Source organism: Phenylobacterium sp. (genome assembly GCF_025934275.1).
Lineage (GTDB): Bacteria > Pseudomonadota > Alphaproteobacteria > Caulobacterales > Caulobacteraceae > Phenylobacterium.
This window is the reverse complement of record NZ_JAICYI010000008.1, coordinates 24975-50272: the sequence shown is the minus strand read 5'-3', so window position 1 is coordinate 50272 and position 25298 is coordinate 24975. Positions and strand designations below refer to the sequence as shown.

Annotated in this window: 23 protein-coding genes; 20 read left to right on the top strand and 3 right to left on the bottom strand. The window is 68.9% G+C overall.

Annotated features, from left to right (window positions below; all coding sequences use genetic code 11):
• Positions 1–3 precede the first annotated feature (3 nt).
• The 13 genes from Q0W60_RS03700 to Q0W60_RS03640 all read left to right on the top strand — a co-directional run bounded on the left by Q0W60_RS03700 (position 4) and on the right by Q0W60_RS03640 (position 13518).
• The gene (locus tag Q0W60_RS03700; protein ID WP_297692689.1) at positions 4–225 is read left to right on the top strand and encodes a hypothetical protein; all 222 of its coding nucleotides are present in this window, start codon (positions 4–6) and stop codon (positions 223–225) included.
• The gene (gene nuoG / locus Q0W60_RS03695) at positions 225–2270 is read left to right on the top strand and encodes an NADH-quinone oxidoreductase subunit NuoG (RefSeq protein WP_297692687.1); all 2046 of its coding nucleotides are present in this window, start codon (positions 225–227) and stop codon (positions 2268–2270) included. Before Q0W60_RS03700 ends, nuoG begins: the two co-directional genes overlap by 1 nt.
• A gap of 3 nt (positions 2271–2273) precedes the next feature.
• On the top strand, positions 2274–3356 hold the full coding sequence (gene nuoH, locus Q0W60_RS03690; RefSeq protein WP_297692685.1) for an NADH-quinone oxidoreductase subunit NuoH: 1083 nt from the start codon (positions 2274–2276) through the stop codon (positions 3354–3356).
• Positions 3353–3547, top strand: a complete 195-nt coding sequence (locus tag Q0W60_RS03685) for a hypothetical protein (RefSeq protein ID WP_297692683.1) — start codon at positions 3353–3355, stop codon at positions 3545–3547. The genes nuoH and Q0W60_RS03685 overlap by 4 nt, the downstream gene beginning before the upstream one ends.
• Positions 3548–3549: 2 nt before the next feature.
• Positions 3550–4041 (top strand): NADH-quinone oxidoreductase subunit NuoI, encoded by a 492-nt coding sequence (nuoI, locus tag Q0W60_RS03680; RefSeq protein WP_297692681.1) that lies wholly within the window; start codon positions 3550–3552, stop codon positions 4039–4041.
• A gap of 98 nt (positions 4042–4139) precedes the next feature.
• Positions 4140–4769, top strand: coding sequence for an NADH-quinone oxidoreductase subunit J (locus tag Q0W60_RS03675; RefSeq protein WP_297692679.1), 630 nt, complete (start codon positions 4140–4142; stop codon positions 4767–4769).
• Positions 4766–5074, top strand: coding sequence for an NADH-quinone oxidoreductase subunit NuoK (gene nuoK, locus Q0W60_RS03670; RefSeq protein ID WP_297692677.1), 309 nt, complete (start codon positions 4766–4768; stop codon positions 5072–5074). The genes Q0W60_RS03675 and nuoK overlap by 4 nt, the downstream gene beginning before the upstream one ends.
• Before the next feature lie 8 nt (positions 5075–5082).
• Positions 5083–7185 (top strand): NADH-quinone oxidoreductase subunit L, encoded by a 2103-nt coding sequence (gene nuoL / locus Q0W60_RS03665; protein ID WP_297692675.1) that lies wholly within the window; start codon positions 5083–5085, stop codon positions 7183–7185.
• A gap of 15 nt (positions 7186–7200) precedes the next feature.
• Positions 7201–8688: an NADH-quinone oxidoreductase subunit M gene (locus tag Q0W60_RS03660; RefSeq protein ID WP_297692673.1), complete on the top strand. Its 1488-nt coding sequence runs from the start codon at positions 7201–7203 to the stop codon at positions 8686–8688.
• 7 nt (positions 8689–8695) lie between these two features.
• Positions 8696–10126, top strand: a complete 1431-nt coding sequence (gene nuoN / locus Q0W60_RS03655) for an NADH-quinone oxidoreductase subunit NuoN (RefSeq protein WP_297692671.1) — start codon at positions 8696–8698, stop codon at positions 10124–10126.
• Between the two features lie 192 nt (positions 10127–10318).
• Complete coding sequence (locus Q0W60_RS03650; protein WP_297692669.1) at positions 10319–11059, top strand: biotin--[acetyl-CoA-carboxylase] ligase; 741 nt, start codon at positions 10319–10321, stop codon at positions 11057–11059.
• 3 nt (positions 11060–11062) lie between these two features.
• Positions 11063–11836, top strand: a complete 774-nt coding sequence (locus Q0W60_RS03645) for a type III pantothenate kinase (protein WP_297692667.1) — start codon at positions 11063–11065, stop codon at positions 11834–11836.
• A complete protein-coding gene (locus Q0W60_RS03640; RefSeq protein ID WP_297692665.1) occupies positions 11836–13518 on the top strand; it encodes a ribonuclease J in 1683 nt (560 codons plus the stop codon). The genes Q0W60_RS03645 and Q0W60_RS03640 overlap by 1 nt, the downstream gene beginning before the upstream one ends.
• Positions 13519–13596: 78 nt before the next feature.
• On the opposite strand, the gene Q0W60_RS03635 is transcribed toward Q0W60_RS03640, so the two are convergent.
• A complete protein-coding gene (locus Q0W60_RS03635) occupies positions 13597–14457 on the bottom strand; it encodes a serine hydrolase (RefSeq protein WP_297692663.1) in 861 nt (286 codons plus the stop codon).
• A gap of 220 nt (positions 14458–14677) precedes the next feature.
• On the opposite strand from Q0W60_RS03635, the gene Q0W60_RS03630 reads away from it, so the two are divergent.
• From Q0W60_RS03630 to Q0W60_RS03600, 7 genes are all read left to right on the top strand, one after another.
• Positions 14678–16945 carry a CoA transferase gene (locus Q0W60_RS03630; protein ID WP_297692661.1) on the top strand — a complete coding sequence of 756 codons (2268 nt, stop codon included), beginning with the start codon at positions 14678–14680 and terminating at the stop codon, positions 16943–16945.
• Positions 16942–18009 (top strand): tellurite resistance/C4-dicarboxylate transporter family protein, encoded by a 1068-nt coding sequence (locus Q0W60_RS03625; RefSeq protein WP_297692659.1) that lies wholly within the window; start codon positions 16942–16944, stop codon positions 18007–18009. The genes Q0W60_RS03630 and Q0W60_RS03625 overlap by 4 nt, the downstream gene beginning before the upstream one ends.
• A gap of 37 nt (positions 18010–18046) precedes the next feature.
• A complete protein-coding gene (gene mce / locus Q0W60_RS03620) occupies positions 18047–18472 on the top strand; it encodes a methylmalonyl-CoA epimerase (protein WP_297692657.1) in 426 nt (141 codons plus the stop codon).
• Complete coding sequence (locus Q0W60_RS03615) at positions 18469–18741, top strand: DUF1467 family protein (RefSeq protein WP_297692655.1); 273 nt, start codon at positions 18469–18471, stop codon at positions 18739–18741. The genes mce and Q0W60_RS03615 overlap by 4 nt, the downstream gene beginning before the upstream one ends.
• Before the next feature lie 74 nt (positions 18742–18815).
• Positions 18816–20135 carry a proline--tRNA ligase gene (gene proS, locus Q0W60_RS03610; protein WP_297692653.1) on the top strand — a complete coding sequence of 440 codons (1320 nt, stop codon included), beginning with the start codon at positions 18816–18818 and terminating at the stop codon, positions 20133–20135.
• 50 nt (positions 20136–20185) lie between these two features.
• Positions 20186–21421: a lipoprotein-releasing ABC transporter permease subunit gene (locus Q0W60_RS03605; RefSeq protein ID WP_297692722.1), complete on the top strand. Its 1236-nt coding sequence runs from the start codon at positions 20186–20188 to the stop codon at positions 21419–21421.
• On the top strand, positions 21414–22118 hold the full coding sequence (locus Q0W60_RS03600; RefSeq protein ID WP_297692651.1) for an ABC transporter ATP-binding protein: 705 nt from the start codon (positions 21414–21416) through the stop codon (positions 22116–22118). Before Q0W60_RS03605 ends, Q0W60_RS03600 begins: the two co-directional genes overlap by 8 nt.
• Here the strand turns inward: Q0W60_RS03600 and Q0W60_RS03595 are convergent.
• The gene (locus tag Q0W60_RS03595; RefSeq protein ID WP_297692649.1) at positions 22109–24598 is read right to left on the bottom strand and encodes an ABC transporter permease; all 2490 of its coding nucleotides are present in this window, start codon (positions 24596–24598) and stop codon (positions 22109–22111) included. The genes Q0W60_RS03600 and Q0W60_RS03595 overlap by 10 nt on opposite strands.
• An 11-nt stretch (positions 24599–24609) precedes the next feature.
• Complete coding sequence (locus Q0W60_RS03590) at positions 24610–25290, bottom strand: ABC transporter ATP-binding protein (protein ID WP_297692647.1); 681 nt, start codon at positions 25288–25290, stop codon at positions 24610–24612.
• Between the last annotated feature and the right edge of the window lie 8 nt (positions 25291–25298).

Below are 25298 nucleotides of genomic sequence, written 5' to 3'. Positions count from 1 at the left end.
GTGATGTCCGGCGAACCCGACAACATCGTCCTGCAATATCTGCCGAGGATTGATAAGAAGGTCGACCAACTGATTCAGGACGTGCGCGACCTGAAGGGCTGCGTCTGCGCACTCGAAGACAACATGGTGGTTGCCCGGCGTCGGCTGGATCGGGTCGATGAACGCCTGGATCGCATCGAGCGTCGGCCGGACATCATCGACGCTCCGCCGGGAGTTCGCGAATAATGCCCATCTGCAAGGTCGACGGCGAAGAGGTCGAGTTCGAGCCGGGGATGAACGTCCTGCAGGTCTGCGAGCTCGCCGGCAAGGAGATACCGCGCTTCTGCTACCACGAACGGCTGTCGATCGCCGGCAACTGCCGGATGTGCCTAGTCGAGGTGAAGCCCGGACCGCCGAAGCCGCAGGCCTCGTGCGCGCTGCCCGCCGCCGAGAACATGGAGATCTTCACCGACACGCCGATGGTGACCAAGGCGCGCCACGGGGTGATGGAGTTCCTGCTCATCAACCACCCGCTGGATTGCCCGATCTGCGACCAGGGCGGCGAGTGCGACCTGCAGGACCAGGCGATGGGCTATGGCCGCGACGACAGCCGCTACACGGAGAACAAGCGGGCCGTCGAAGAGAAGTACATGGGCCCGGTCATCAAGACGGTGATGACCCGCTGCATCCAGTGCACCCGTTGCGTGCGGTTCATCACGGAAGTCGCCGGCGTGCCTGAGATCGGCCTCATCTCCCGCGGCGAAGATGTTGAAATCACGACCTATCTCGATCGGGCGGTGAGCTCGGAGCTGAGCGGCAACGCCGTCGACCTCTGCCCGGTGGGTGCGCTGACCCACAAGCCCTGGGCGTTCAACTACCGGCCCTGGGAGCTGAAGAAGACCGAGAGCGTCGACGTCCACGACGCGCTGGGCGCCTCCATCCGGGTCGACGCCCGCGGCTCGGCGGTGCTGCGGGTGCTGCCGCGCACCAACGAGGACATCAACGAGGAGTGGATCTCCGACAAGACCCGCTATGCGGTGGACGGCCTCTCGCGCCAGCGGCTCGACCGGCCCTACATCCGCGAGGGCGGGCGGCTGCGGCAGGCGTCCTGGAGCGAGGCGCTCGACCTCGTCGCCGCCAGGCTCAAGGCCGCCAAGCCGGAGCGCATCGGGGTGATCGCCGGCGACCTGCAGGACGCCGAATCCATGAAGGCTGCGATCGACCTGTTCCGCGGACTGGGCGTGGCGAGCCTGGATTGCCGTCAGGACGGGATGGCGCTCGGCGAGGGCCCGCGCGCCAGCTGGCTGTTCAACTCGACCATCGCCGGCATCGAGGCGGCTGACGTGGCCCTGCTGATCGGGACCAATCCGCGCCTCGAGGCGCCGGTGCTGAATGCGCGCTTCCGCAAGCGCTGGCTGGCGGGCGGACTGCGCGTGGGGCTCATCGGCGAACCGGCCGATCTCACCTATCCCTATGACCATCTGGGCGCCGGCCCCAAGACCCTGGGCGGGCTCTCGCGGCAGCGGAACGAGTTCGTGCAGGCGTTCAAGGCCGCCAAGGCGCCGGCGATCATCCTCGGCGCAGGCGCGCTGACGCGAGCCGACAGCGCAGCGGTCGTGAAGGCCGCCGCGGCGCTGGCCAAGGCCGTCGGGGCGACCTGGAACGTGCTGCACACCGCGGCCGCCCGCGTGGGCGGCCTCGATCTCGGTTTCACGCCGCAGGCGGGCGGCAAGACCGCGCGTGAGCTCGCGTCCAGGGGCGGCGCGGACGTGCTGTTCCTGCTGGGCGCAGACGAGATCGACCTGACGGCCAGCAAGGCCTTCACCGTCTACCTCGGCACGCACGGCGACCGCGGGGCGCACCGGGCCGACGTGATCCTGCCGGGCGCGGCCTACACCGAGAAGAACGGCATCTACGTCAACACCGAGGGCCGGGCGCAATTCGGCGTGCGGGCGGTGTTCCCGAAAGGCGAGGCGCGCGAGGACTGGGCGATCCTGCGGGCGCTCTCCGAGCGGGTCGGGCAGCGGCTGCCCTACGACACCCTGGACGATCTGCGCCGCAAGCTGTTCGCCGACCACCCGACGTTCGGGCGCATTGACTACGTCGAAGGCAGGGCCGCCGCCGCCGCGATGGACCTCGGCGCCCTGGGCGCGCCCGGCGAGCTTTCCGACGAGCCGTTCGCGAGCCCCGTCAAGGCGTTCCACCTCACCAACCCCATCGCCCGCGCGAGCGTGACGATGGCCGAGTGCGCGGCCCTGGCCGCGGGCCCGGCGCGGATGGCGGCGGAGTAGGCCATGATCCGCGCTCAGAGTTATTGGGCCACACCCGGCGGCTGGACCCTCCTCACCGTCGGCCAGATCCTGGCGGTCGTGGTCTGGATCCTGATCTCGCTGGCCTTCCTGCTGCTGGCGGACCGCAAGATCTGGGCGGGCGTGCAGCTGCGCAAGGGCCCCAACGTGGTCGGGCCGTTCGGCTTGCTGCAGTCGTTCGCCGATTTCGGAAAGTTCCTGATCAAGGAGATCGTGGTGCCCGACGGCGCCGACAAGACGGTCTTCCTGCTGGCGCCGCTGATCGCCTTCACCCTGGGCTTCGGGGCCTGGGCGGTGATCCCGCTCGCCCCCGGCTGGGTGGTCTCCAACATCAACGTCGGCGTCTTGTACCTGTTCGCGATCTCCTCGCTCGGCGTCTACGGCATCATCATGGGCGGCTGGGCGTCGAACTCGAAGTACCCGTTCCTGGGCTCCCTCCGCTCGGCCGCCCAGATGGTCTCCTACGAGGTCTCGATCGGCTTCATCATCGTCACCGTCGTCATCCTGGCGGGCACCCTGAACCTGCAGCAGATCGTCGCCGCGCAGGCCGGAGGCTTCTGGAACTGGAACGTGTTCGGCGGACCGGGGCCGATCTGGACCAAGCTGCTGACGATCGTCATGCTGCCGATGGCGGTGATCTTCTTCATCTCGGGATTGGCCGAGACCAACCGGCCGCCGTTCGACCTGCCGGAAGCGGAGAGCGAGCTCGTGGCGGGCTACGCGGTCGAATACTCCTCGACCCCCTACCTGCTGTTCCAGATCGGCGAGTACGCAAACATCGTCCTGATCTGCGCGATGACCTCGATCCTGTTCTTCGGCGGCTGGCAGGCGCCGTTCCCGACGCCGTTCACGGCCAGCTGGAGCCCGACCGCGGCGAGCTTCTTCGGCTTCATGTGGTTCTTCCTGAAGATCATCTTCTTCTTTTTCCTGGTGGCGATGGCCAAGGCCGTGGTGCCCCGCTATCGCTACGACCAGCTGATGCGGCTGGGCTGGAAGGTGTTCCTGCCGACCTCGCTCGTGGCGGTGGTGGCGGTTTCGGCCTGGCGGGTGTTCGGAGCCGCCGCGTGAGGCTGCTGGCGCTCCTCGGGCTGGCGGCGCTGGCGGCGGCCTGCGCCACGGCCGCGCCGGAAGGCGGCGTCGCCACCTACGACGCCCTGAAGCAGGCGCATGCGGACTGCGCGGCGAAGGGCGGAACCCTGGTGCTCAAGAGCGGCGGCGATCCCGAGTACATCGGCGATTACGGCTGCGAGAGGAAATGAGGATGCTGCAGCGGATCGGACAGGCGCTGAAGGGCGCGGCGCTCCTGGACTTCGCCGAAGCCTTCGGGCTTGGCCTCAAGTACATGGTGCGGCCCAAGGCCACCGTGCAGTACCCGCACGAGCGCAACCCGCAGAGCCCGAGGTTCCGCGGCGAGCATGCGCTGCGCCGCTATCCCAACGGCGAGGAGCGCTGCATCGCCTGCAAGCTGTGCGAGGCGATCTGCCCGGCCCAGGCGATCACCATCGAGGCCGAGCCGCGCGCCGACGGCTCGCGGCGCACCACCCGCTACGACATCGACATGGTGAAGTGCATCTACTGCGGCCTGTGCCAGGAGGCCTGTCCGGTGGACGCTATCGTCGAGGGCCCGAACCTGGAGTTCGCCGTGGAGACCCGCGAGGAGCTCTACTACGACAAGGAGAAGCTGCTCGACAACGGCGACCGCTGGGAGCGGCAGATCGCGAAGAACCTGGAACTGGATGCGCCGTACCGATAAGACGGCGGCGCCATTCAGAGCGCTGCAAAGTCGACGCCGTCTCGCCCGATCCGGTGAGACGGACAAGAGAGTGAATTCGAGGGGTTGAGAAGAGCCGGATGGCCTTGCAGGCGATCGCATTCTACTTGCTGGCGGCGGTGACCATCGCGGCGGGATTCGCCGTCGTCTCGGCGCGCAATCCGGTCCACTCGGTGCTGTTCCTGATCGCGGCCTTCTTCTCGGCCGCGGGCCTCTTCGTGCTGATGGGCGCCGAGTTCCTGGCCATGCTGCTGGTGGTCGTCTACGTGGGCGCGGTCGCGGTGCTGTTCCTGTTCGTGGTGATGATGCTGGACGTCGACTTCGCCGCTCTGCGGCAAGGCTTCGCCCGCTACATGCCGCTGGGCGGCCTGGTCGCCGGCGGGCTGGCGATCGAGATGGTGGTGGTCTCGACGACCGTCGCTACGCAAGGCGCCGCCAGGCTGAACGACCAGCCGATGGCCCGCGGCGCTGCGGCCGCGGCCAATGTCACCAACGCCGAGGCGATCGGGCGCGTCCTCTATACGAACTACATCTACTTCTTCCAGGCCGCCGGGATGGTGCTGCTGGTCGCGATGATCGGGGCGATCGTGCTCACCCTGCGCCACAAGCCCCACGTGCGCCGGCAGGTGATCGCCGACCAGGTGGCCCGCACGCCAGGCGCGGGCCTGCGCATGGTGTCGCTGAAGCCGGGCCGCGGAGTGGGCGAATGAGCATCGGGCTTGCGCACTATCTGGCGGTCGCCGCGATCCTGTTCACGATCGGGGTGTTCGGCATCTTCGTGAACCGCAAGAACGTGATCGTCATCCTGATGTCGATCGAGCTCATCCTGCTGGCGGTGAACATCAACCTTGTCGCCTTCTCGGTCTATCTGGGCAACGTGGTGGGGCAGGTGTTCGCCATGTTCGTGCTGACCGTGGCTGCGGCCGAGGCCGCCGTGGGCCTGGCGATTCTCGTCACCTTCTTCCGCAATCGCGGCGACATCGCCGTCGACGACGCCTCGATGATGAAGGGTTGAGGGCGCCCATGTCTCCGCAGACGCTCGTCACCGTCATCCTGTTCGGGCCGATCATCGGCGCGGCGATCGCGGGCCTGGTCGGCCGAAGGATCGGCGATGTCGCCTCGATGGCCATCACCACGGGCCTGCTGTTCCTCTCGGCCGTGCTCTCCTGGATCGTCTTCGCCCAGTGGACCTGGGGCGGCCTGCAGCCCTTCACGGTCACCTACGCGCCGTTCATCCAGGTCGGGACCTTCATCTCCAACTGGAGCTTCCGGCTGGACGGCCTCTCGGCGGTGATGCTGGTCGTGGTGACGACGGTCTCCTCGCTCGTGCATCTCTATTCCTGGGGCTACATGGCCGAGGACGACAGCAAGCCCCGGTTCTTCAGCTACCTGTCGCTGTTCACCTTCGCCATGCTGGCGCTGATCAGCGCCGCCGACCTCATGCAGCTTTTCTTCGGCTGGGAGGGCGTCGGCCTGGCGAGCTACCTCTTGATCGGCTTCTGGTTCAAGAAGCCCACCGCCAACGCCGCTGCGATCAAGGCTTTCGTGGTCAACCGGGTGGGCGACTTCGGCTTCGTGCTCGGGATCATGACCACCTTCTGGGCGTTCGGCTCGATCCAGTTCGCCCAGGTGTTCCCGGCGGTGGCCGCGCATGCCCACAAGGCCTGGCATTTCGCGAGCTGGGACTTCCGGCTCATGGACCTCGCCTGCGCCCTCTTGTTCGTGGGCGCGATGGGGAAGTCGGCGCAGTTCTTCCTGCACACCTGGCTGCCAGACGCCATGGAGGGTCCGACGCCGGTTTCGGCGCTGATCCATGCGGCGACCATGGTGACGGCGGGCGTCTACATGGTCTGCCTGCTCTCGCCGATGTTCGAGTACGCGCCGGCGGCGAAGAACCTCGTCGCCTTCATCGGCGCGATCACCGCGTTGTTCGCCGCCACCGTCGGCATGACGCAGAACGACATCAAGCGGGTGATCGCCTACTCGACCTGCTCGCAGCTCGGCTACATGTTCATGGCCGCCGGCGTCGGCGCCTACCAGGCCGGCATGTTCCACCTGTTCACCCACGCCTTCTTCAAGGCGCTGCTGTTCCTGGGCGCGGGCTCGGTGATCACCGCCATGGCGCACGAGCAGGACATGCGCCGCTACGGGGCGCTGGCCCGGTTCCTGCCGGTGACGTTCGCGGTGATGGTGATCGGCACCATCGCCATCACCGGCCTCGGGATCCCGGGGCTCGAGTGGGGCTTCGCGGGGTTCTACTCCAAGGACTCGATCATCCACGCCGGCTATGCGGCGGGGCTGGCGGGCGACCCGATGGGGTACTTCACCTTCATCATCGGAGTCTTCGTGGCCGGGCTGACCGCCTTCTACTCCTGGCGGCTCGCCTTCTTCACCTTCAACGGACGCGCGCGCTGGACCTCCGAGGACCTCGAGCACCATTGGCACAACCGCGATGACCTGCACGGCGCGCACGACGACCACGCGACGGACGCGCAGATCGAGACCCACGACGAGCCGCTCGCCGACCACGCCGCCGCGCACGACCACGGCCACGGCGCGGCCGTGCCGCACGAGACCGCGTGGAGCATGCGCCTGCCGCTGATCCTGCTGGCGATCGGGGCGATCGCCTCCGGCTTCCTGTTCGAGGAGCGCTTCGTGGGCGGCGAGCAGCACGCGTTCTGGCGCGGCGCGATCTTCACAGCGGCCAACAACCATGTGCTCGGGCCGCTGAACGCGCCCTGGTGGATCCTCTCGGCGCCGCTGATCTTCTCGCTCGTGGGGCTGCTGGTCGCGGCCTACATGTATCTCTGGAAGCAGGGCCTGGGCGCACGGCTCGCCGCCCGGCAGGGGCCGCTCTACCTGTTCTTCTACAACAAGTGGTTCTTCGACGAGCTCTATGACGCGACCTTCGTGCGCGCCGCGCGCTTCCTCGGCGACCTGTTCTGGAAGGGCGGCGACCAGCGGATCATCGACGGTCTCGGCCCCGATGGCGTCTCGGCGGTGTCCTACGCCATGGGCCGCCGGACCGGTCTGCTGCAGACCGGCTACGTCTATCACTACGCCTTCGTGATGCTGCTGGGCGTCGCGGGCCTGCTGACCTACGCCCTCGTGGCGTGGAACGCGTGAGGGGAAAGGGCGCGCATGACCGGCATCCTGTCGCTCACCACCTTCGCCCCGATCGTGGGCGTGGTCGGTATCCTGATCCTGCGCTTCTTCGGCCGACCGGAGGAGCCGCGCACGCTCAACGCCGCCCGATGGATCGCGCTGATCGCCACGCTGGCGACCTTCGCGCTCTCGGTGCTGATGCTGGCGGGATTCGATCCCAACCAGGCCGGCTTCCAGTACCTGGAGGATGCGCCCTGGTTCGGAGTGTTCCGCTACCGGATGGGCGTGGACGGCATCTCGGTGCTGTTCGTGATCCTGACCACGTTCCTGACGCCGCTGTGCATCATCGCCTCGTGGAAGTCGATCACCAGCCGCGTGCTCGAGTACATGATCGCCTTCCTGATGCTCGAGACGCTGATGATCGGCGTGTTCACGGCGCTCGATCTGATCCTGTTCTACATATTCTTCGAGTTCGGCCTGATCCCGATGTTCCTGATCATCGGCATCTGGGGCGGCCAGCGGCGCGTCTACGCGGCGTTCAAGTTCTTCCTCTACACGCTGCTGGGCTCGGTGCTGATGCTGGCAGCCATCCTCACCATGGTCGCGATCTCCGGCACCAGCTCCATCCCGGCGCTGATGACCTACCACTTCGATCCGGGCCTGCAGATCTGGCTGTGGCTCGCCTTCACCGCGTCATTCGCAGTGAAGCTTCCGATGTGGCCGGTGCACACCTGGCTGCCGGACGCCCACGTCGAAGCGCCCACGGCGGGCTCCGTGGTCCTGGCGGGCATCCTGCTGAAGATGGGCGGCTACGGTTTCCTGCGCTTCTCGCTGCCGATGTTCCCCTCCGCCTCGCAGTTCTTCACGCCGCTGGTCTTCGCGCTCAGCGTCATCGCGGTGATCTACACCTCGCTGGTGGCCTGGCGGCAGGTCGATATGAAGAAGCTGATCGCCTATTCGTCGGTGGCCCACATGGGTCTCGTCACCATCGGCATCTTCTCCGGCAACGTACAGGGCGAGCAGGGCGCCATCTATCAGATGCTGAGCCACGGCGTGATCTCCGGGGCCCTCTTCCTGTGCGTCGGCGTGGTCTACGACCGGATGCACACCCGCGAGATCGCCTTCTACGGCGGGGTCGTGAACCGGATGCCCTGGTACGCGGCGGTGTTCATGCTGTTCACCATGGGCAACGTCGGGCTGCCCGGCACCAGCGGCTTCGTCGGCGAGATGCTGTCGATGACCGGCGCCTACGCCGCCTCCACCTGGACGGCGATCCTGGCGGCGACGGGCGTGATCCTCTCGGCGGTCTACATGCTGACGCTATATCGCAAGGTGGTGTTCGGCGAGCTGGTCAATCCGAAGCTCGCCGCCATCGCCGACCTGGAGGTCCGCGAGGTGGTGATCTTCGCCCCGCTGATGGTGGCGACGCTGCTCATGGGCGTCATGCCGTCATGGATCTTCAACGTCACCCAGGCCTCGGTCGACCACCTGACCCAGACCTACCGTGCGGCCATCGGGGGCTGAGCTTTAGATGAATTTCTCCGCCGGCCTCGCGGTCGCCTACCCGGAACTCATCCTGGGCGCCGGCGCGCTCCTGCTGCTGGTCGTGGGCGCGTTCGCGCCGCGGAGCACGGGGGTGGTCGGCGCGCTGAGCATCCTGGCGTTGGTCGCCGCCGCCGTGGCGGCCGCCGTCCAGCCGCTGGGCTCGGCCTTCGCCGGCGGGCTGGTGTTCGACTCCGCGGCGGCCTTCGCCAAGGTCGCGATCTACCTGGCGAGCGCGGTCTGCGTGCCGCTCGGGCAACGCTGGTTCGAACGGCGGGGCATCCGCAACTTCGAGTTCCCGATCCTGATCGTCATCGCCGCGCTCGGCATGGGGATCATGGCCTCGTCCGGCGACCTCATCTCGCTCTACCTCGGGGTGGAGCTGCATTCGCTGGCGCTCTACGTGCTCGCGGCCATGCACCGCGACGACGCGCGGGCCTCGGAGGCGGGGCTGAAGTACTTCGTCCTCGGCGCGCTTTCTTCGGGCCTGCTGCTCTACGGCGCGAGCCTGATCTATGGCTTCGCCGGCTCGACCATCTTCACCGACATCGCCGCGGCGGTGAGGGGCGGGGCCGGGACGGGCGTGCTGTTCGGGCTGATCTTCCTGATCTGCGGGCTGGCCTTCAAGGTCTCGGCCGCGCCGTTCCACATGTGGACGCCGGACGTCTACGAGGGCGCGCCGACGCCGGTCGTGGCCTTCTTCGCCGCCGCGCCCAAGCTCGCCGCCATGGTGCTGTTCGGCCGCGCGCTCGGCCAGGGCTTCGCCGGCGCCGCCGGACAGTGGCAGGAGGTGCTGATCGCCATCGCCCTGATCTCGGTGGCGGTGGGCGCGTTCGCCGGTCTCGCCCAGCGGAACCTCAAGCGCCTGTGGGCCTATTCCTCGATCGCCAACGTCGGCTACGCGATTCTCGGCATGGCTTCCGGCACCGCCGAGGGCATGCAGTCGATGCTGGTGTTCATGGTGCTCTACATGATCGACGTGACCGGCTTCTTCGCCTGCCTCGCGGCGTTGTCGCGCCAGGGTCGGCCGATGGAGACGATCGACGACATGGCGGGGCTGATCAAGGCGCAGCCGGGGCTGGGGCTCGCCATGACCGCGTTCTCGCTATCCGCCCTGGGCCTGCCGCCGTTTTCCGGCTTCTGGGCCAAGGTCTACGTCTTCAAGGCCGCGCTGCACGCGGGCCTCGCCTGGCCGGCCGTGCTGGGCCTGGTCGGCTCGGTGGTGGCGGCCTTCTACTACCTGCGACTGGTGAAGGTGATCTGGTTCGATGCGGCCGAAGGGGCGACCGATAGGCCCGCGCCCGAGGCCCGCGGCATCGCCGTGGCGCTGGCGCTGTTCTCCTTCCCGGTGGTGATGGTGGCGCTCCGCTGGATCGACCCGCTCGCCGCCACCGCCGCCCGCGCCTTCGGCCTGGCGTAAGGAAGAGAACCACGGAACGCACGGAACACACGGAATTGGCGCTTCGCGCCGGTTCGAACCGCCCGCCGCGAGCCCCAGCGAGCGAGTCAGTCCTCAAGCGTCTGATCCTGGCGGACCTTCGACGCCACCGCCGCGACGCCAATCCGTGAAACCCGTGGTTGCTCTTTTTCCGTGTGTTCTGTGGTCCGTCTCATGACCCCGCACCCGCCGATCGAAGCCTACGACGAGATCGACTCGACCAACGCCGAGGCGCGACGGCGGGCGGAGGTCGGGGAAGCCGGGCCCGTGTGGATCACCGCCGCGGTGCAGACCGCCGGGCGCGGACGGCGCGGGCGCAGCTGGTCGACGGCGCGGGGCAACCTCGCGGCCACCCTGCTCATGACCACCGATGCGCCACCGGTCGAGGCCGCGCAGGTCTCCTTCGTGGCCGCGCTCGCCGCCGCCGAGCTCGCGGACGCCTGCCTGGGGCCCGCGATCGCGCGACTGAAGTGGCCCAACGACGTCATGATCCACGGCCGGAAGTGCACCGGCATCCTGGTGGAATCCGGCGCCCGGCCGGACGGACGCCTGTGGCTGGCGGTAGGTATCGGGGTGAACCTCGCGCATGCGCCGCCGAACGTGGAGCGTCCGGCCACCGCCTACGCCGAGCATATGCCAGGCCGGCCGCCCGAGCCGCTGGCGGCGCTGGAGGTGCTGGCCACGCGCTTCGAGTCCTGGCGCGAGGCCTGGGCGAGGCAAGGGTTCGCGCCGATCGCCCGCGCCTGGAGCCTGCGCGCGCTCGGCATCGGCCAGCCCTGCGAGGCGCGGTTGCCGAACCGCACGCTGGCCGGCGTCGCCGAGGGGCTCGATCCGGACGGCGCGCTCAGGCTGCGGCTGGACGACGGCGGCCTCGAGCGGATAACCGCAGGCGACGTCTTCTTCGGGGGAGCCTGAGGCATGCTGCTGGCGATCGAGCAGGGCAACACCAACACGCTCTTCGCCGTGCACGACGGGACGAGCTGGTCGGCCCAGTGGCGCACGGCGACCGAGAGCGCCCGCACCGCCGACGAATACGCCGTCTGGCTCTCGCAACTGCTCAACATGGCCGGGCTGCAGCTTGGGGTGTTCGACGGCTGCATCATTTCATCGGTCGTGCCGCAATCGATCTTCAACCTGAGGAACCTCTCGCGGCGCTACCTGCACGTGGAGCCGCTGGTCATCGGAGAGAACGCCGAGCTCGGCATCGACATCCGCATCGACAAGCCCTCGGAAGCCGGCGCCGACCGGCTGGTGAACGCCATCGGCGCGCACGCCGCCTATCCCGGCGACCTGATCGTCATCGACAGCGGCACCGCCACCACCTTCGACGTGGTGGCTGCGGACGGGGCCTTCGAGGGCGGCGTGATCGCGCCCGGGATCAACCTGTCGATGGAGGCGTTGCACACCGCGGCGGCCAAGCTCCCGCGGGTCGCGATCCAGAAGCCGCAGCGGGTGGTGGGGACCGACACCGTGGGCGCCATGCAGTCGGGCGTGTTCTGGGGCTACATCGCGATGATCGAGGGCCTGACCGCGCGGATCAAGGCCGAGCGGGGCGCCCCGCTCACGGTGGTGGCGACCGGCGGCATCGCCTCGCTGTTCCACGGGGCGACGCTGAGCGTCGACCACTTCGATCCGGACCTCACCATCCGCGGGCTGCTGGAGATCTGGCGACGCAACCAGGGCCGGAGCTGATGGCCGCTGACGGAGCCGATGACGAGCTCGTCTTCCTGCCGCTCGGCGGGTCGAACGAGATCGGCATGAACTTCAACCTCTACGGCTATGGGCCGCCGCACGACCGTCGCTGGATCGTGGTCGACCTGGGGGTGACGTTCGGCGACCAGTCGACGCCGGGCGTCGAGGTGATCCTTCCCGACCCGACCTACATCGAGGACTACGCCCATCGGATCCTCGGCATCGTGCTGACCCACGCCCATGAGGACCACATCGGCGCGGTGGCCTGGCTCTGGCCGCGGATGAAGGCGCCGATCTACGCCACCCCGTTCACCGCCTTCGTGCTGCGCGAGAAGCTGCGCGAGGCCGACCTGCTCGACGAAGTCGAGATCATCGAGGTGCCGCTGGGCGGGACGATCGACCTGGGGCCATTCCATCTCGAGCTGATCACGCTCACCCACTCAATCCCGGAGCCGAACGGCCTGGCGATCAAGACGCCGCTCGGGACCGTGCTGCACACCGGCGACTGGAAGATCGATCCCGATCCGCTGCTCGGCGGACCTACCGACGTGGCGGCGATCCGCAGGCTGGGCGATCAGGGCGTGCTGGCCATGGTCTGCGACTCGACCAACGTCTTCGTCGATGGCCGCGCCGGCTCGGAGGCGGCGGTGCGCGGGACCCTGATGCCGCTGATAGCAGGGCTGAAGGGCAAGGTCGCTGTCGCCTGCTTCGCCTCCAACGTGGCGCGGATGGACAGCGTCTGCCGCGCCGCCGAAGCCGCCGGCCGGCGCGTCTGCCTGGTGGGACGCTCCATGCGCCGGATGGCGGCCGCCGCCAAATCGGTGGGCCTGATGGCGGACCTGCAGCCGTTCCTGGAGGAGAACGAGGCCGGCTATCTGCCGTCCGAGGCGATCCTCTATCTCTGCACCGGAAGCCAGGGGGAGCCGCGCGCCGCCTTGGCCCGGATCGCCGACGGCACCCATCCGCACGTGACGCTGGGCCAGGGCGATGCGGCGGTCTTTTCCTCGCGGATCATTCCCGGCAACGAGATCCCCATCCGCAACCTGCAGAACAAGCTCGCCGACCGCGGCGTGCGGCTCTACACCGAGCGCGACCATCCGGGCATCCACGTCTCGGGCCACCCCTGCCGCGACGAGCTCGCCGACATGTACCATTGGGCGCGGCCGCAGATCGCCGTGCCCACCCACGGCGAACGGCGCCACCTGCTGGAGCACTGCGCCTTCGCCCGCGATCTGCAGGTCCCGCAGCAACTCGCCCCGCGCAACGGCGACATGGTGCGGCTCGCGCCCGGCCGGGCCGAGGTCGTCGACGAGACGCCGGCGGGCCGCCTCTATGTCGACGCCGGCGTGCTGACGCCCGAGAACGGCGAGGCGCTGCGCGAGCGCCGCCACGCGGCGTTCAACGGCGTGGTTTCGATCGCTGTGGTGCTGGACCGCAAGGGGCGCATCGCCTCGGGTCCGCAGGTGCGCGCGCTCGGCCTGCCGACCGATGCGGATTATCCGCTGGACGAGGTGCTGGACGACCTGGCCGAGGAGGCCGAGACGGCGCTGAACCGGCTCTCCGGTCAGGACCGCGGCCTGGACGAGACCGTGGAGACGGCGCTTTCCCGCGCCGTGAAGAAGGCCAGCCAGCGCATCTGGGGGCGCCGTCCCGTCGTCGAGACCACCGTGCTGCGCATCTAGGGCGGGCCCGCAAGGCGCTCCGACGGCTTGATTTCAGAGCGCGATTCGACGTCCGGCGGTCGCTGATCGCATCGGGTTCTAGGGATCGTGCGGAATCATTGGAACGCCCAGGGCCGACAATCCGGACACCTTGCCGTCGGAGCCGCGGATGAAGCTCACCGGAATGGTGTCGCCGTCGTTGTCCGCGAGGAACTTGTCGCCGCCGAGAGCGATGAGCTCCACGGTGACGCCGCCGTAGCTGACCTCCAGGCTCCCGCCGTCGACGGCGACCTTGGCGAGTCCTTTGCCATAGCTCCCCGCATAGTCGGACATCTGCGCCGGGCTGAGGGCGACCGCATCGATGATCTGCGGCGACCAGCCCGACCAGCCGTACTCCCGCGCGACGGCCTGCATCAGCTCCATGACCACCTGCATTCCGGCATCGCCGTTGGCCATGCCGACGATCGCCCGCTCACCCTTCGGCCAGGCGACCAGGTTCGCCTTGAATCCCCAGTCGTCGCCGCCGTGTGTGAACCGCAGGTCGTCCCCTTGGCCCTCGACCTCGACGCCGATCCCCCAATGGCCGAGACCGGGCGTCAGCATCGTCTTGGCGCTCGCCTGGGACATCAGCGGGCTCGTCTCGCCGTTGTGGGCGCGCTCCAGCGCGATCGCCCACTTGGCGAGGTCCGTGGGTGTGGTCCAGAGCCCCGCCGCGGCCATTTCGGGGTAGGTGTGGTAGCGGCCCTCCACAGCCTGACCTGTCCGCAGGTAGCCCGTCGCGAGCTGCGGCTGCCGGGTGGCCGGCGGGGGCTGCTGGTAGGTGCTGTCGATCATGCCGACGGGACCGAGGTCCTTTTCGATGCGGGCGATCCGCGCCGCCTGGGAGGGCGCGGCGACGGCCGGGACGCAGACCAGCATGCACGCGCCGAATGCGGCTGCGCGCCAGACGCGAAGAGACATATCGGTTCACCCCGAGATCGACGCCGGCGAAGCTAGGCCCGCTGCGGCCGGTGTTCACCTTAATTCTCGGTCACGTGGTCGCCCGGCGGCGCCGGCGCGCTTCGGGGGGCTCGACGAATGGCGCCGCCCATAGGCGCCGCAGCTTGCCGAGCGCGGGCGTGCGGGTTTTGATGGGTGGGCGAGACGCGGGAATCGCGCCGCACGCGAGGAGGAGCGTTCAGTGACCGCTTATTTGGGCGTCCGTGTCGCGGACTTCAGCCAAGGCGTCGCCGGGCCGATGGCCGCCATGCTGCTCGGCGACTACGCGGCGGAGATCGTCAAGATCGAGCCGCCGGGCGGCGACCGCTACAAGGACCATCCGGGCTACCTCGCCTTCAACCGCAACAAGCAGGTCCTGACGCTGGATCTGAGCGCGCCGGCGGAGCTGAAGATCGCCAAGCAGCTGATCGCCGGGGCCGACGTGGCGATGTTCGACCATGCCCCCGGCGTGCTCGCACCGCTCGGCCTCGACGCCGAGACCCTGACCGCCGCCCACCCGGCGCTTATCCACGTCTGGATGCCGCCCTACGGGACGAGCGGCGCCTGGAGCGGGCTTCCGGCGCACCACAACCTCCTGACCGGGCTCATCTCGGCGGCCTTCCGGCAGGGCGCCTACGCCGACCAGCCGGTGCACCTGATCCAGCCGCTGCTCGGGTATGGCCAGGCGGTGATGGGCGCGTCGGCGATCGGCTCGGCGCTGCTGGAGCGCGCCCGCAGCGGGCAAGGCCAGGCGGTGACGGTCAGCGGCCTGAACGGCGCCGCAGAGGTCTCCGGGATCTCCCGCGCGGAGCGGCAGGCGCCCTTGCCGCGCGGCGTGCCTCCGGGCGCCAATCCCCGCTACCGGCTCTACCAATGCGCCGACGGCCAGTGGTTCTTTCTGGGCACGCTGTTCACGAACTTCTATCGCAAGGCGTTCGAGACCCTGGGGCTCGGCGACGTCTTCGAGGCCATGGAGATCGACATGGTCGCCGCGCGCGATCTGCTGACAGAGATCTTCGCGACGCGGCCGCGGCAGGAGTGGCTGGAGCTGCTGCACGCCAACGACGTCCCCTGCGCCCCGGTGGTCGACCGCGAGGACTGGTTCGCCAGCGAGACGGTGCGCGAGGCGGGACTCCGGCTCACCTTCCAGCATCCCGCGCTCGGCGAGGTCGCCATGCCCGCGCCGCCCGCCCGGCTGTCAGCGACGCCGGCCAGGGTGAGGGGCCTGGCCGAGACCATCTCCGCGCCGCCGCGGTGGGAGCCGCGGGCGGCCAGCCGTGGGAAGGGCGGCGCCGCGGCGCCGCTGGCCGGCGTCCGGGTGCTCAACCTGGGCACGGTGATCGCCGGCGCGTACGCGGGGACGATCCTCGCCAACTTCGGCGCCGAGGTGGTCAAGATCGAGGGGCCGGAGGGCGATCCGTTCCGCTCTGACGGCGTCGGCTTCCTGGCCTACAACCGTGGCTGCCGGGGTCTCGGCCTCGACCTGAAGCAGGCGGACGCCCGGGCCGTCTTCCTCGAGCTCGCCAAGCAATCCGACGTGGTGATCGACAACTATCGGCTGGGCGTGCGCACACGCCTCGGCATTGACTATCCGGCCCTTAAGGCGATCAATCCACGCATCATCTCCTGCTCGATCAACGCCTATGGGGACACGGGGCCGCGGGCCGCGCGGCCGGGATTCGATCCGCTTCTGCAGTCGGAGGGCGGGATGCAGTCGGGCCAGAGCGGCGCCGACCATCCAACGCTCATCACCATCCCGGTGAATGACGTCGCGACCGCGGGTTCGGTGGCGGCCGCGGTGATCGCGGCGCTCAACGCCCGCGAGCGGACCGGCGAGGGCCAGGAGATCCTCACCAGCCTGATGGCCTCGAGCCTGCTCTTCCAGCTGCAGGAGGTGACGACCTATCCCGGGCGGCCGCCGAACACACCCGGCGAGATCGACTGCATCGGCGCGAGCGCGCTCGAGCGCTACTACGCCTGCGCGGACGGCTGGATCGGCATCGCCTGCGGGGCGGCGGACGAGGCCCGTGCGCTCGCCCGCGTGCTGGACGTCGACGTCGGCGACCCGGCCGCGGCGCTGACGGCCGCCCGCGAGGGCGAGCTCGCCGGGAAGCGGGCGGCCGCCTTCGCCGCCCGCCCGCGGGAGGAGACGCTCAGCGCGCTTCTCGCGGCCGGCGTTCCGGCCGCCCCGGCCCTGCGCACGGCCGAAGCCCTGCAGGATGATTGGCTCTGGGAAAACGGCTTCTTCCAGCACTGGGAGCATCCGCGCCTAGGGCCGCTCATCGGGGTCAAGGCCTTCTCCGAGTTCGCCCGCACGCCGGCGGGCTACAGACTGCCGACGCCGGACCTCGGCCAGCACAGCCGCGAGGTGCTGCAGGATTTCGGCCTCGGCCGGGAGCGCATCGAGGCGCTGATCGCGTCCGGCGCGGTGTTCGAAGCCCGCACGCCGGCGCCCCTGGAGTCGGCTTGAGCGGCCGGGTCGGACTGGCCGGCTGGCTGGATCGGGAGGCGGCCGACCTGTACCCGGGCTCCTTCGCCCTGGTCATGGCGACCGGTATCATATCCAACACGCTTTGGCTGGAGGGATTCGCCGTCCTCTCGAGGGCGCTGTTCGCGGTGGTCCTCGCCGCCTATCCGTCGCTTTGCGCGCTCATGGCCGTCCGCCTGGTCCGCCACTGGCCGAAGCTCTGGGCCGACCTTGTCAATCCCCGCCTGGTGTTCGCCTTCTTCACACTGGTGGCGGCCTCCGACGTGTTCGGCGTGGGGCTCGATCTCAGGGGTTACGCGGGCGCCGCGGCGGCGCTCTGGGTGTTCGCGCTCGTCGTCTGGACCCTGCTGGTCTACGTCAGCTTCGGCGTCCTCACCTTCCGCAACACCGCCCAAGGCGCGAACGTGGTGCACGGCGGCTGGCTGATCGCCATCGTGGGCACCCAGAGCCTGGTGATCCTCGGCGCGCGGATCATCCCGGAGCAGGGGGCGCTCGCGCCCAGCCTGTTCGTGCTGATCCATATGTTGTGGGGCGTGGGCCTCGCGTTCTACGGCATCTTCATTACGCTGTTCTGCTACCGGATCTTCTTCTTCGAGGTGGGCCCCGAAGACGTGACCCCGCTGCTCTGGGTCGTGATGGGGGCCGCCGCCATCAGCACAAACGCCGGGTCCATGCTCATCCTGACCAGGAGCGGCGTGCCCTTCCTCGTCTCCATGCGCCCCTTCATCGACGGGGTGACGCTGATCATGTGGATCTGGGCGACCTGGTGGATCCCTATGCTCGTGCTCTTCGGCCTCTGGAAGCACGGCCTGAAACGCGTGCCGCTCTCCTACACGCCCATGCTCTGGAGCCTCGTGTTCCCGCTCGGCATGTATGCGCTCGCGAGCCTCAGGCTCGGGCTCGCCGCAGAGTTCGCGCCGCTGCGCAGGCTGGCCGAGACCATGGTCTGGGTGGCGCTCGCGGCCTGGGCGCTGACCGCGATCGGACTGGTCGCGGCCGTCTGGGCCCGAGCCCGCAGGCTCGTGGCGCCCGTGTCCGCGCGGTGATCTCGCGTCCGCGCCCAGCGGGCGCTATACCGCCTGGATGATCGGCAAACTCAACCACGTTGGCGTGGCCACGCCCTCGATCGAAGACTCCGTGCGGCTCTACCGCGACATGCTGGGTGCGACCTCGATCGGCGAGAAGTTCGTCATGGAGGAGCAGGGCGTCTGGGTCTGCTTCGTCAACCTGCCCAACAGCCAGATCGAACTGATCGAGCCCTATGGCGAGGCCTCGCCGATCCGCGCCTTCCTTGAAAAAAACCCAAAGGGCGGCCAACACCACGTCTGTTTTGAGGTGGTCGACATCGAGGCCGCACGCGACGATCTCGCCGCCAAGGGCGCGACGGTGCTCAACGGCGGCAAGCCGCGGATCGGGGCGCACGGCGTGCCGGTGATCTTCGTCCACCCGAAGGACATGGGCGGCGTGCTCGTCGAGCTGATGGAGACGCCGAAGGGAGCGCACCGATGAGTCCGTTCACCTGGGCCGCCATCTACCTCACTGTCTGGTGGACGGTGTTGTTCGCCGTCCTCCCGATCGGGGTGGTCAGCCATGCCGAGGCCGGCATCGACAAGGGGGACGGCGGCGATCCCGGCGCGCCGGTCGATCCGAAGCTGAAGCGCAAGTTCCTCACCACCACGTGGATCGCCGCGGTGATCTGCGTGCTGTTCTGGACCGCGCTGCACTTCCACCTCATCCATCTGCCCAGCCTGCCGAGCGAAGTGCACGAGGTGCGCTAAGCTCGCAGCCCGCGTTGCCAAGCCGCGTCGCCTGACGCTATCAGAGCCGCTCGCCCAAGCCCCACCGGAGCCGCATGCGCCTTTCGCGTTACTTCATGCCGACGCTGCGCGAGGCGCCCTCGGACGCCCAGATCGTCTCGCACCAGCTGATGCTTCGCGCCGGCCTGATCCGCCAGGAGGCGGCCGGCATCTACGCCTTCCTGCCCCTCGGCCTTCGGGTCCTGAAGAAGGTCGAGCAGATCGTTCGCGAGGAGATGAACCGGGCGGGCGCGATCGAGGTGCTGATGCCCACGCTGCAGCTCGCCGACCTGTGGCGAGAGAGCGGCCGCTACGACGACTACGGCGAGGAGATGCTGCGCATCAAGGACCGCCACGAGCGGGACCTGCTGTACGGGCCCACTGCGGAGGAGGTCATCACCGAAATCTTCCGGGCTTATGTGAAATCCTACAAAGACTTGCCAAAGAATCTTTACAACATCCAGTGGAAGTTCCGCGACGAGCGGCGGCCACGGTTCGGCGTGATGCGCGGCCGCGAGTTCCTGATGAAGGACGCCTATTCGTTCGATGTCGACGAAGCCGCGGCCCGGCGGTCGTACAACCGCATGTTCCTGGCCTACCTCAACACCTATGCGCGGATGGGGCTGAGGGCGATTCCGGTGCGCGCCGACGCCGGCCCGATCGGCGGCGACCTCAGCCACGAGTTCATCATCCTGGCCAACACCGGCGAGAGCGAGGTGTTCGCGCACCAGGACCTGGTGGAGATGGGCGCGCCGGGCCCGGACATCGACTGGGACGGCGACCTCCAGCCCTTGGTCGACCAGCGCACCCGCCTGTACGCAGCCTCCGACGAGATGCACGATGCGGCCCGCTTCAAGAAAGAGGTGCCCGAGGCCAAGCGGATGACCGCGCGCGGCATCGAGGTCGGCCACATCTTCTATTTCGGCGACAAGTACTCGAAGCCGATGAAGGCGGTCGTGGCCGGGCCTGACGGAGTCGAGCGGCCGGTGCAGATGGGCTCCTACGGCGTCGGCGTCACGCGATTGATGGGGGCGATCATCGAGGCGAGCCACGATGAGGCGGGGATCATCTGGCCGGACAGCGTTGCGCCGTTCGACGTCGCCGTCGTCAACCTGCGGGTAGGCGAGGCGGCCGTCGATCAAGCGGCGGAGGCCGCCTACCGGGGGCTGCAGTCGGCCGGCAAGGAAACCCTGCTGGACGACCGCGACGAGCGGCCGGGCGCGAAGTTCGCCTCGTTGGACCTGGTCGGCCTTCCCTGGCAGCTGATCGTCGGGCCGAAGGGCGTCGCCGACGGTGTCGTAGAGATCAAGCGCCGGGCCACCGGTGAGCGGCAGACCCTGCCGCTCGAAGCCGCGCTCAAGGCGATCCGCGGGTGAGCGAGCCCGCCGCCGGCGCGCGCGCCCCGCCGTTCGGGCTCTGGGAGCGGATGGTGGCGGGCCGCTACCTGCGGGCCAAGCGCAGCCAGGGCGGCGTGGCGCTGATCTCGATCATCTCCTTCATCGGCATCCTGCTGGCGGTGGCGGTGCTGATCATCGTGATGTCGGTGATGAACGGCTTCCGCTCCGAATTGCTCGGCCGGATCCTGGGCTTCCAGGGCCACGTGTTCGTGGCCGGCGGAGTGGTCGACGGCCCGGCGCTCGGCCCCGCCGTGCAGCGCATCCGCGCGGTCCCCGGCGTCGTCCAGGCGACGCCCGTGATCCAGGGCCAGGTGCTGGCGATGGGCCCGAACCAGGTGACGGGGGCGGTGATCCGCGGCGTCTCGGCCGCCGATGTGGCCGCAAGCCCGATCATCGCCAGGAACATTACCCACGGGTCGCTGAAGGGGTATGGCGAGGGCGAAGACGGCGGCGACCGCGTCCTGGTGGGCGACCGGCTGGCCGAGACGCTGGGCGTGCACGCCGGCGATCCGTTGACGCTGATCTCGCCCTCCGGAGCCGCGACGGCGTTCGGCGGCTCGCCGGTGCAGAAGACCTTCATCGTGGCCGGCACCTTCACGGTCGGCATGAGCCAGTACGACCAGGCTTACATCTACATGCCGCTGGCCACGGCGCAGCTGTTCCTGGGCCGCGAAGGCTCCATCGACGAGATCGAGATCAAGCTCAAGAACCCCGACGAGGCCGAGCGGCTAAAGGGCCGGATCGCCAGGGCCGCCGGACCCACGGCGCTGGTCACCGACTGGACGCAGCGCGACACCTCCTTCTGGGGGGCGCTGAAGGTCGAGCGCAATGTGATGCGGCTGATCCTGATGCTGCTGGTGGCGATCGCCGCGCTCAACATCATCTCGGGCCTGGTGATGCTGGTGAAGAACAAGGGCCGCGACATCGCCATCCTGCGCACCATGGGGGCGGGGCAGGGCGCGATCCTGCGGATATTCTTCATGGCCGGCGCCTCGATCGGCGCCCTTGGCACCTTCGCGGGCCTGCTGCTCGGGACGCTGTTCTGCATCTACATTCAGGAGATCCAGACTTTCGTGGAGGCGGTCACGGGCCAGGCGGTGTTCTCGTCCGACGTCTATTTCCTCTCCCACATCCCGGCGAAGGTGGACTGGTCGGAGGTGGCGTTGATCACCTTCTGGGCGCTGGCGATGAGCTTCGTGGCGACCTTGCCTCCCGCCTGGCGGGCCTCGCGCCTCGATCCGGTGGAGGCGCTCCGCTATGAGTGAGCGCCGTTCCGTCCTGTCGATCCGCGGCCTCGAGCGAGCCTACGACACCGCCGTCGGGCCGCTGCCGGTGCTGAAGGGGGTCGATCTCGACGTCTATCCGGGGGAGATCGTGGGCCTGATCGGGCCCTCCGGCTCAGGCAAGTCGTCGCTGCTGCACGCCGCGGGACTGCTGGAGCATCCGAACGCCGGGCGCATCGGCATCCTTGGCCTCGACTGCTCGAACCTCGGCGACCGCGCCCGCACGCGCGTGCGGCTGGCGACCATCGGCTTCGTTTACCAGTTCCACCATCTGCTGCCGGAGTTCTCGGCGCTCGACAACGTCGCCCTGCCGCAGATGATCGCCGGCCGCAGCCGCAAGGCGGCGCGCAACCGCGCCCAGCGCCTGCTGCGCGAGCTCGGCCTCGCCGACCGGGTGGAGCACCAACCCGCCCAGCTCTCCGGCGGGGAGCAGCAGCGGGTGGCTGTCGCCCGCGCGCTCGCCAACGCCCCGAAGCTGCTGCTGGCCGACGAGCCCACCGGCAACCTCGACCCCGCGACCTCGACGGCGGTGTTCGAGAACCTTTACGCGCTCGCCCGCAAGGCCGGCGTCGCGGCGCTCATCGCCACTCACAACCTCGAGCTCACCCGCCACATGGACCGGGTGCTCGCCTTGAAGGACGGCCACCTGGAGCCGCAGACGGCCGCGCATCACTCGTAGCGCAGCGCGACCGCCGGCTCCGCGCGCGCGACGCGGAAGGCCTGGTCGCCCACGGTGAGCACCGCGACCAGGGCCGCCGCGAGCGTGGGGGCGACGAAATACGCCGGATTGAGCGCGATCCGCTGGTCGAAGCCGGCGAGCCAGGCCCGCATGGCGAACCAGGCGAGCGGCCAGGCGATCAGGTTGGCCAGGATCACCGGCTTCAGGAACTCCCCGATCAGGAGCCGCATCACATCGCGCGTCGAGGCGCCCAGCGTCTTGCGGATGCCGATCTCCTTGAATCGCCGCGTGGTGTTGAAGGCGGCGAGGCCATAAAGCCCGAGGCACGCGATGAACCCAGAGAGCACCGCGCCGGCCGCGAACAGCTGGCCGCGACGCTCCTCCGGGTCGTAGTAGGGGTTCAGGGCGGCCTGGACGCTTTGCGCGCGGAACGGCACCCCCGGGACCAGGGAACGCCAGACGTGCTCGATCTGGCGCGTGATCTCGGCGCGGTCGGCTTCGGGGACGCGCACGGCGGCGCTCCAGTCGTCCGGCTCGAGCGTGGTCGCGATCCGCGTGTCCTGCATGTAGATCTGCGGCGGCGCGGGCTTGCGGGGCGAGAGGAAGCGTACGTCATCCACGACGCCGACGATCGTCGCCACCAGGGACTTCCCCGCATCCGTCCGCCCGAACGCGACTTTCTGGCCGACAGCCTTGGCCGGATCGGCGAAGCCGAAGGCCCGCGCGGCGCTCGCGTTGATCATGACGTTCAACTGCCAGTCGCTCGGGGGGACGCCTTTCCAGCTCGCCATGTCGTCCACCCGCTGCTGCGATCCCAGCACGCGGCCGGCGATCAGGTGCAGGCCGTAGGTGCGGGCGTAGTCCGCGCCGATCCGTTCGGTGGTGATGTCCGGCTCGAAGCTCGGGTTGCTCAGCCGCTTTACATTCGTCGTGCTCTCATTGTCGGTGGCCGGGTACCGATCGGACGCCGTCGCGTCGATCACGCCTGGGATGTCCCTGAACGCCTGCATGATCGAGCGCGACCGCGGCGCCGCGTCGGCGGAGCTCAGGCCGTTGACGATCACCAGACCGTCGCGCCGGAACCCCAGGTCGGCCGTGCGGACGAATTGGATCTGCCTGAAGATCACCGCCGTGCAGATCATCAGCGTGATCGCAATGCTGAACTGCAGGATGGTGAGGGCCGCGCGCACGCGCGCGCCAGCGCGTCCCCCGCCGGGCGAACGGGCCGAGGCGAGCACGGCGGCGGGTCGGAAACCGGCGAGCACGAACGCGGGGTACAGGCCTGATATCAGGCCGACGACCAGGCACAGGCCGGCCAGAGGCGGCACGAACCCCTGGGACCCGAAGTAGCTGAGGCGGATGGGCTCGCCGAGGACGGCGCTGACTCCCGGCATGCAAACCTCCACCAGCGAGGCTGCGATCAGGCCGGCGGCGAGGGCGAGCGCCACGGCTTCGCAAACGAATTGCACGATCAGGGCGCGGCGTGTCGCGCCGACGACCTTGCGCAGCGCCACCTCCCGGGCGCGCATGCCCGCGCGCGCGGTCGCCAGGCTGATGTAGTTCACGATGGCGATCAGCAAGGTGACGAGGCCCATCACGGCCAGTGCGCCGATGAACAGCGGATCGACGCCGGGCTTGAACGCGCCGCCGATCCTCGCGTCGTAGAAATGCGCGGCCGTGATCGGCATGAGACTGTACGACAGCTCCCGGCTGGGCGGCCGGCGGACGTCATTGTCGACCCGCCGGTCGATGAACGCCGGCATCGCCGCCTGCATAGCGCGGGCGTCAGCCGGCGAGCGCAGTTGCACGTAGGTGTACAGCATGGAGCTGCCCCAGCTGGTGAAGTACCCGCGCTCGATGGGAAACAGGTTGGGATCGAAGCGCGCGATGAGATCGAGTTTGAGATGCGTGTCGACCGGCAGGTCCCTCAGCACGCCCGTCACCCGGTAATCGTGCGGCTTGCCGTCGAGCACCAGCGTCAGCACGCGGCCAAGCGGATGATCCGTGCCGAAGTACTTGCGGGCCATCGACTGGCTCATCACCAGGCTCGAGTCGTCGGCCAGCGCCGTTTTCGCATCGCCCGCCGCGAGCGGCAGCGCGAAGACGTCGAAGAGGCTGGAGTCGGCGAACGCGATCTTCTCGTAGGTGCTTCGCTCGCCCGACCGGACAATTCCGGTGGAGTCCATGATCCTGACCGCCGAGCGAATCTGCGGGAAGTCGAGGAGCAAGGCCGGGAGCAATACCGGCTGCGTGTCTGCCGACGGCTTCGAGGGCCGACCACTCATGGTGGACGTCCGGTTGATCCGGTAGATGTCGTTGGCGTGCGGGATCCAGCGGTCGAACCCGGCCTCGAACCGGACCACAGAGAGCAGGATCGCACAGACCGCGATGCCGAGCGCGAGGCCCAGGACGTTCAGCGCCGCGTAGAGGCGGTGGCGGGAAAGCGTGCGGTAGAGGGCGAGCGCGTAATTCGACCACATGGCGGAAATTCTCAGGCGGCCCGACGGGCGGTGACCACGATGCGGCCGTCGAGCATGTTGACGACCCGCCGCGCCATGTCGGCATGCGCCGGGGAGTGAGTGACCATGACGATGGTCGCGCCCTCGGCGTTCAGGCTCTTCAAGATGTCCATCACCTGCTCGCCGTTCACCGTGTCGAGGTTGCCGGTGGGTTCGTCGGCGAGGATCAGCGAGGGCTGGCCCACGATGGCGCGGGCGATGGCGGCGCGCTGCTGCTGGCCGCCGGAGAGCTGGTGCGGATAGTGCCGCGCGCGGTGGGCGATGCCGACACGGTCCATCGCCGCCTGCACGTGCGCGCGGCGGGCCTTGCCGGCCCAACGGCGATAGACGAGCCCCAGCTCGACATTCTCGGCGATGGTCAGCTCGTCGATCAGGTTGAAGCTCTGGAAGACGAAACCCAGGTGATCGCGCCGGATGCGGGCGAGATGCGCCTCGTCGAGGCCGGTCACCTCCTCGCCCTGAAACAGATAGCGACCGCTGGTCGGCCGATCGATCAGGCCGATGATGTTGAGCAGGGTCGACTTCCCGCAGCCCGAGGGGCCCATGACAGCCACGAACTCGCCCGCCTCGATCGAAAGCTCGATGGCGCGCAGCGCCGTTGTCTCGACCTCGTCGGAGCGGAAGGTGCGATGGATGTCGGCCAGCGTGATCATGGAGCTTC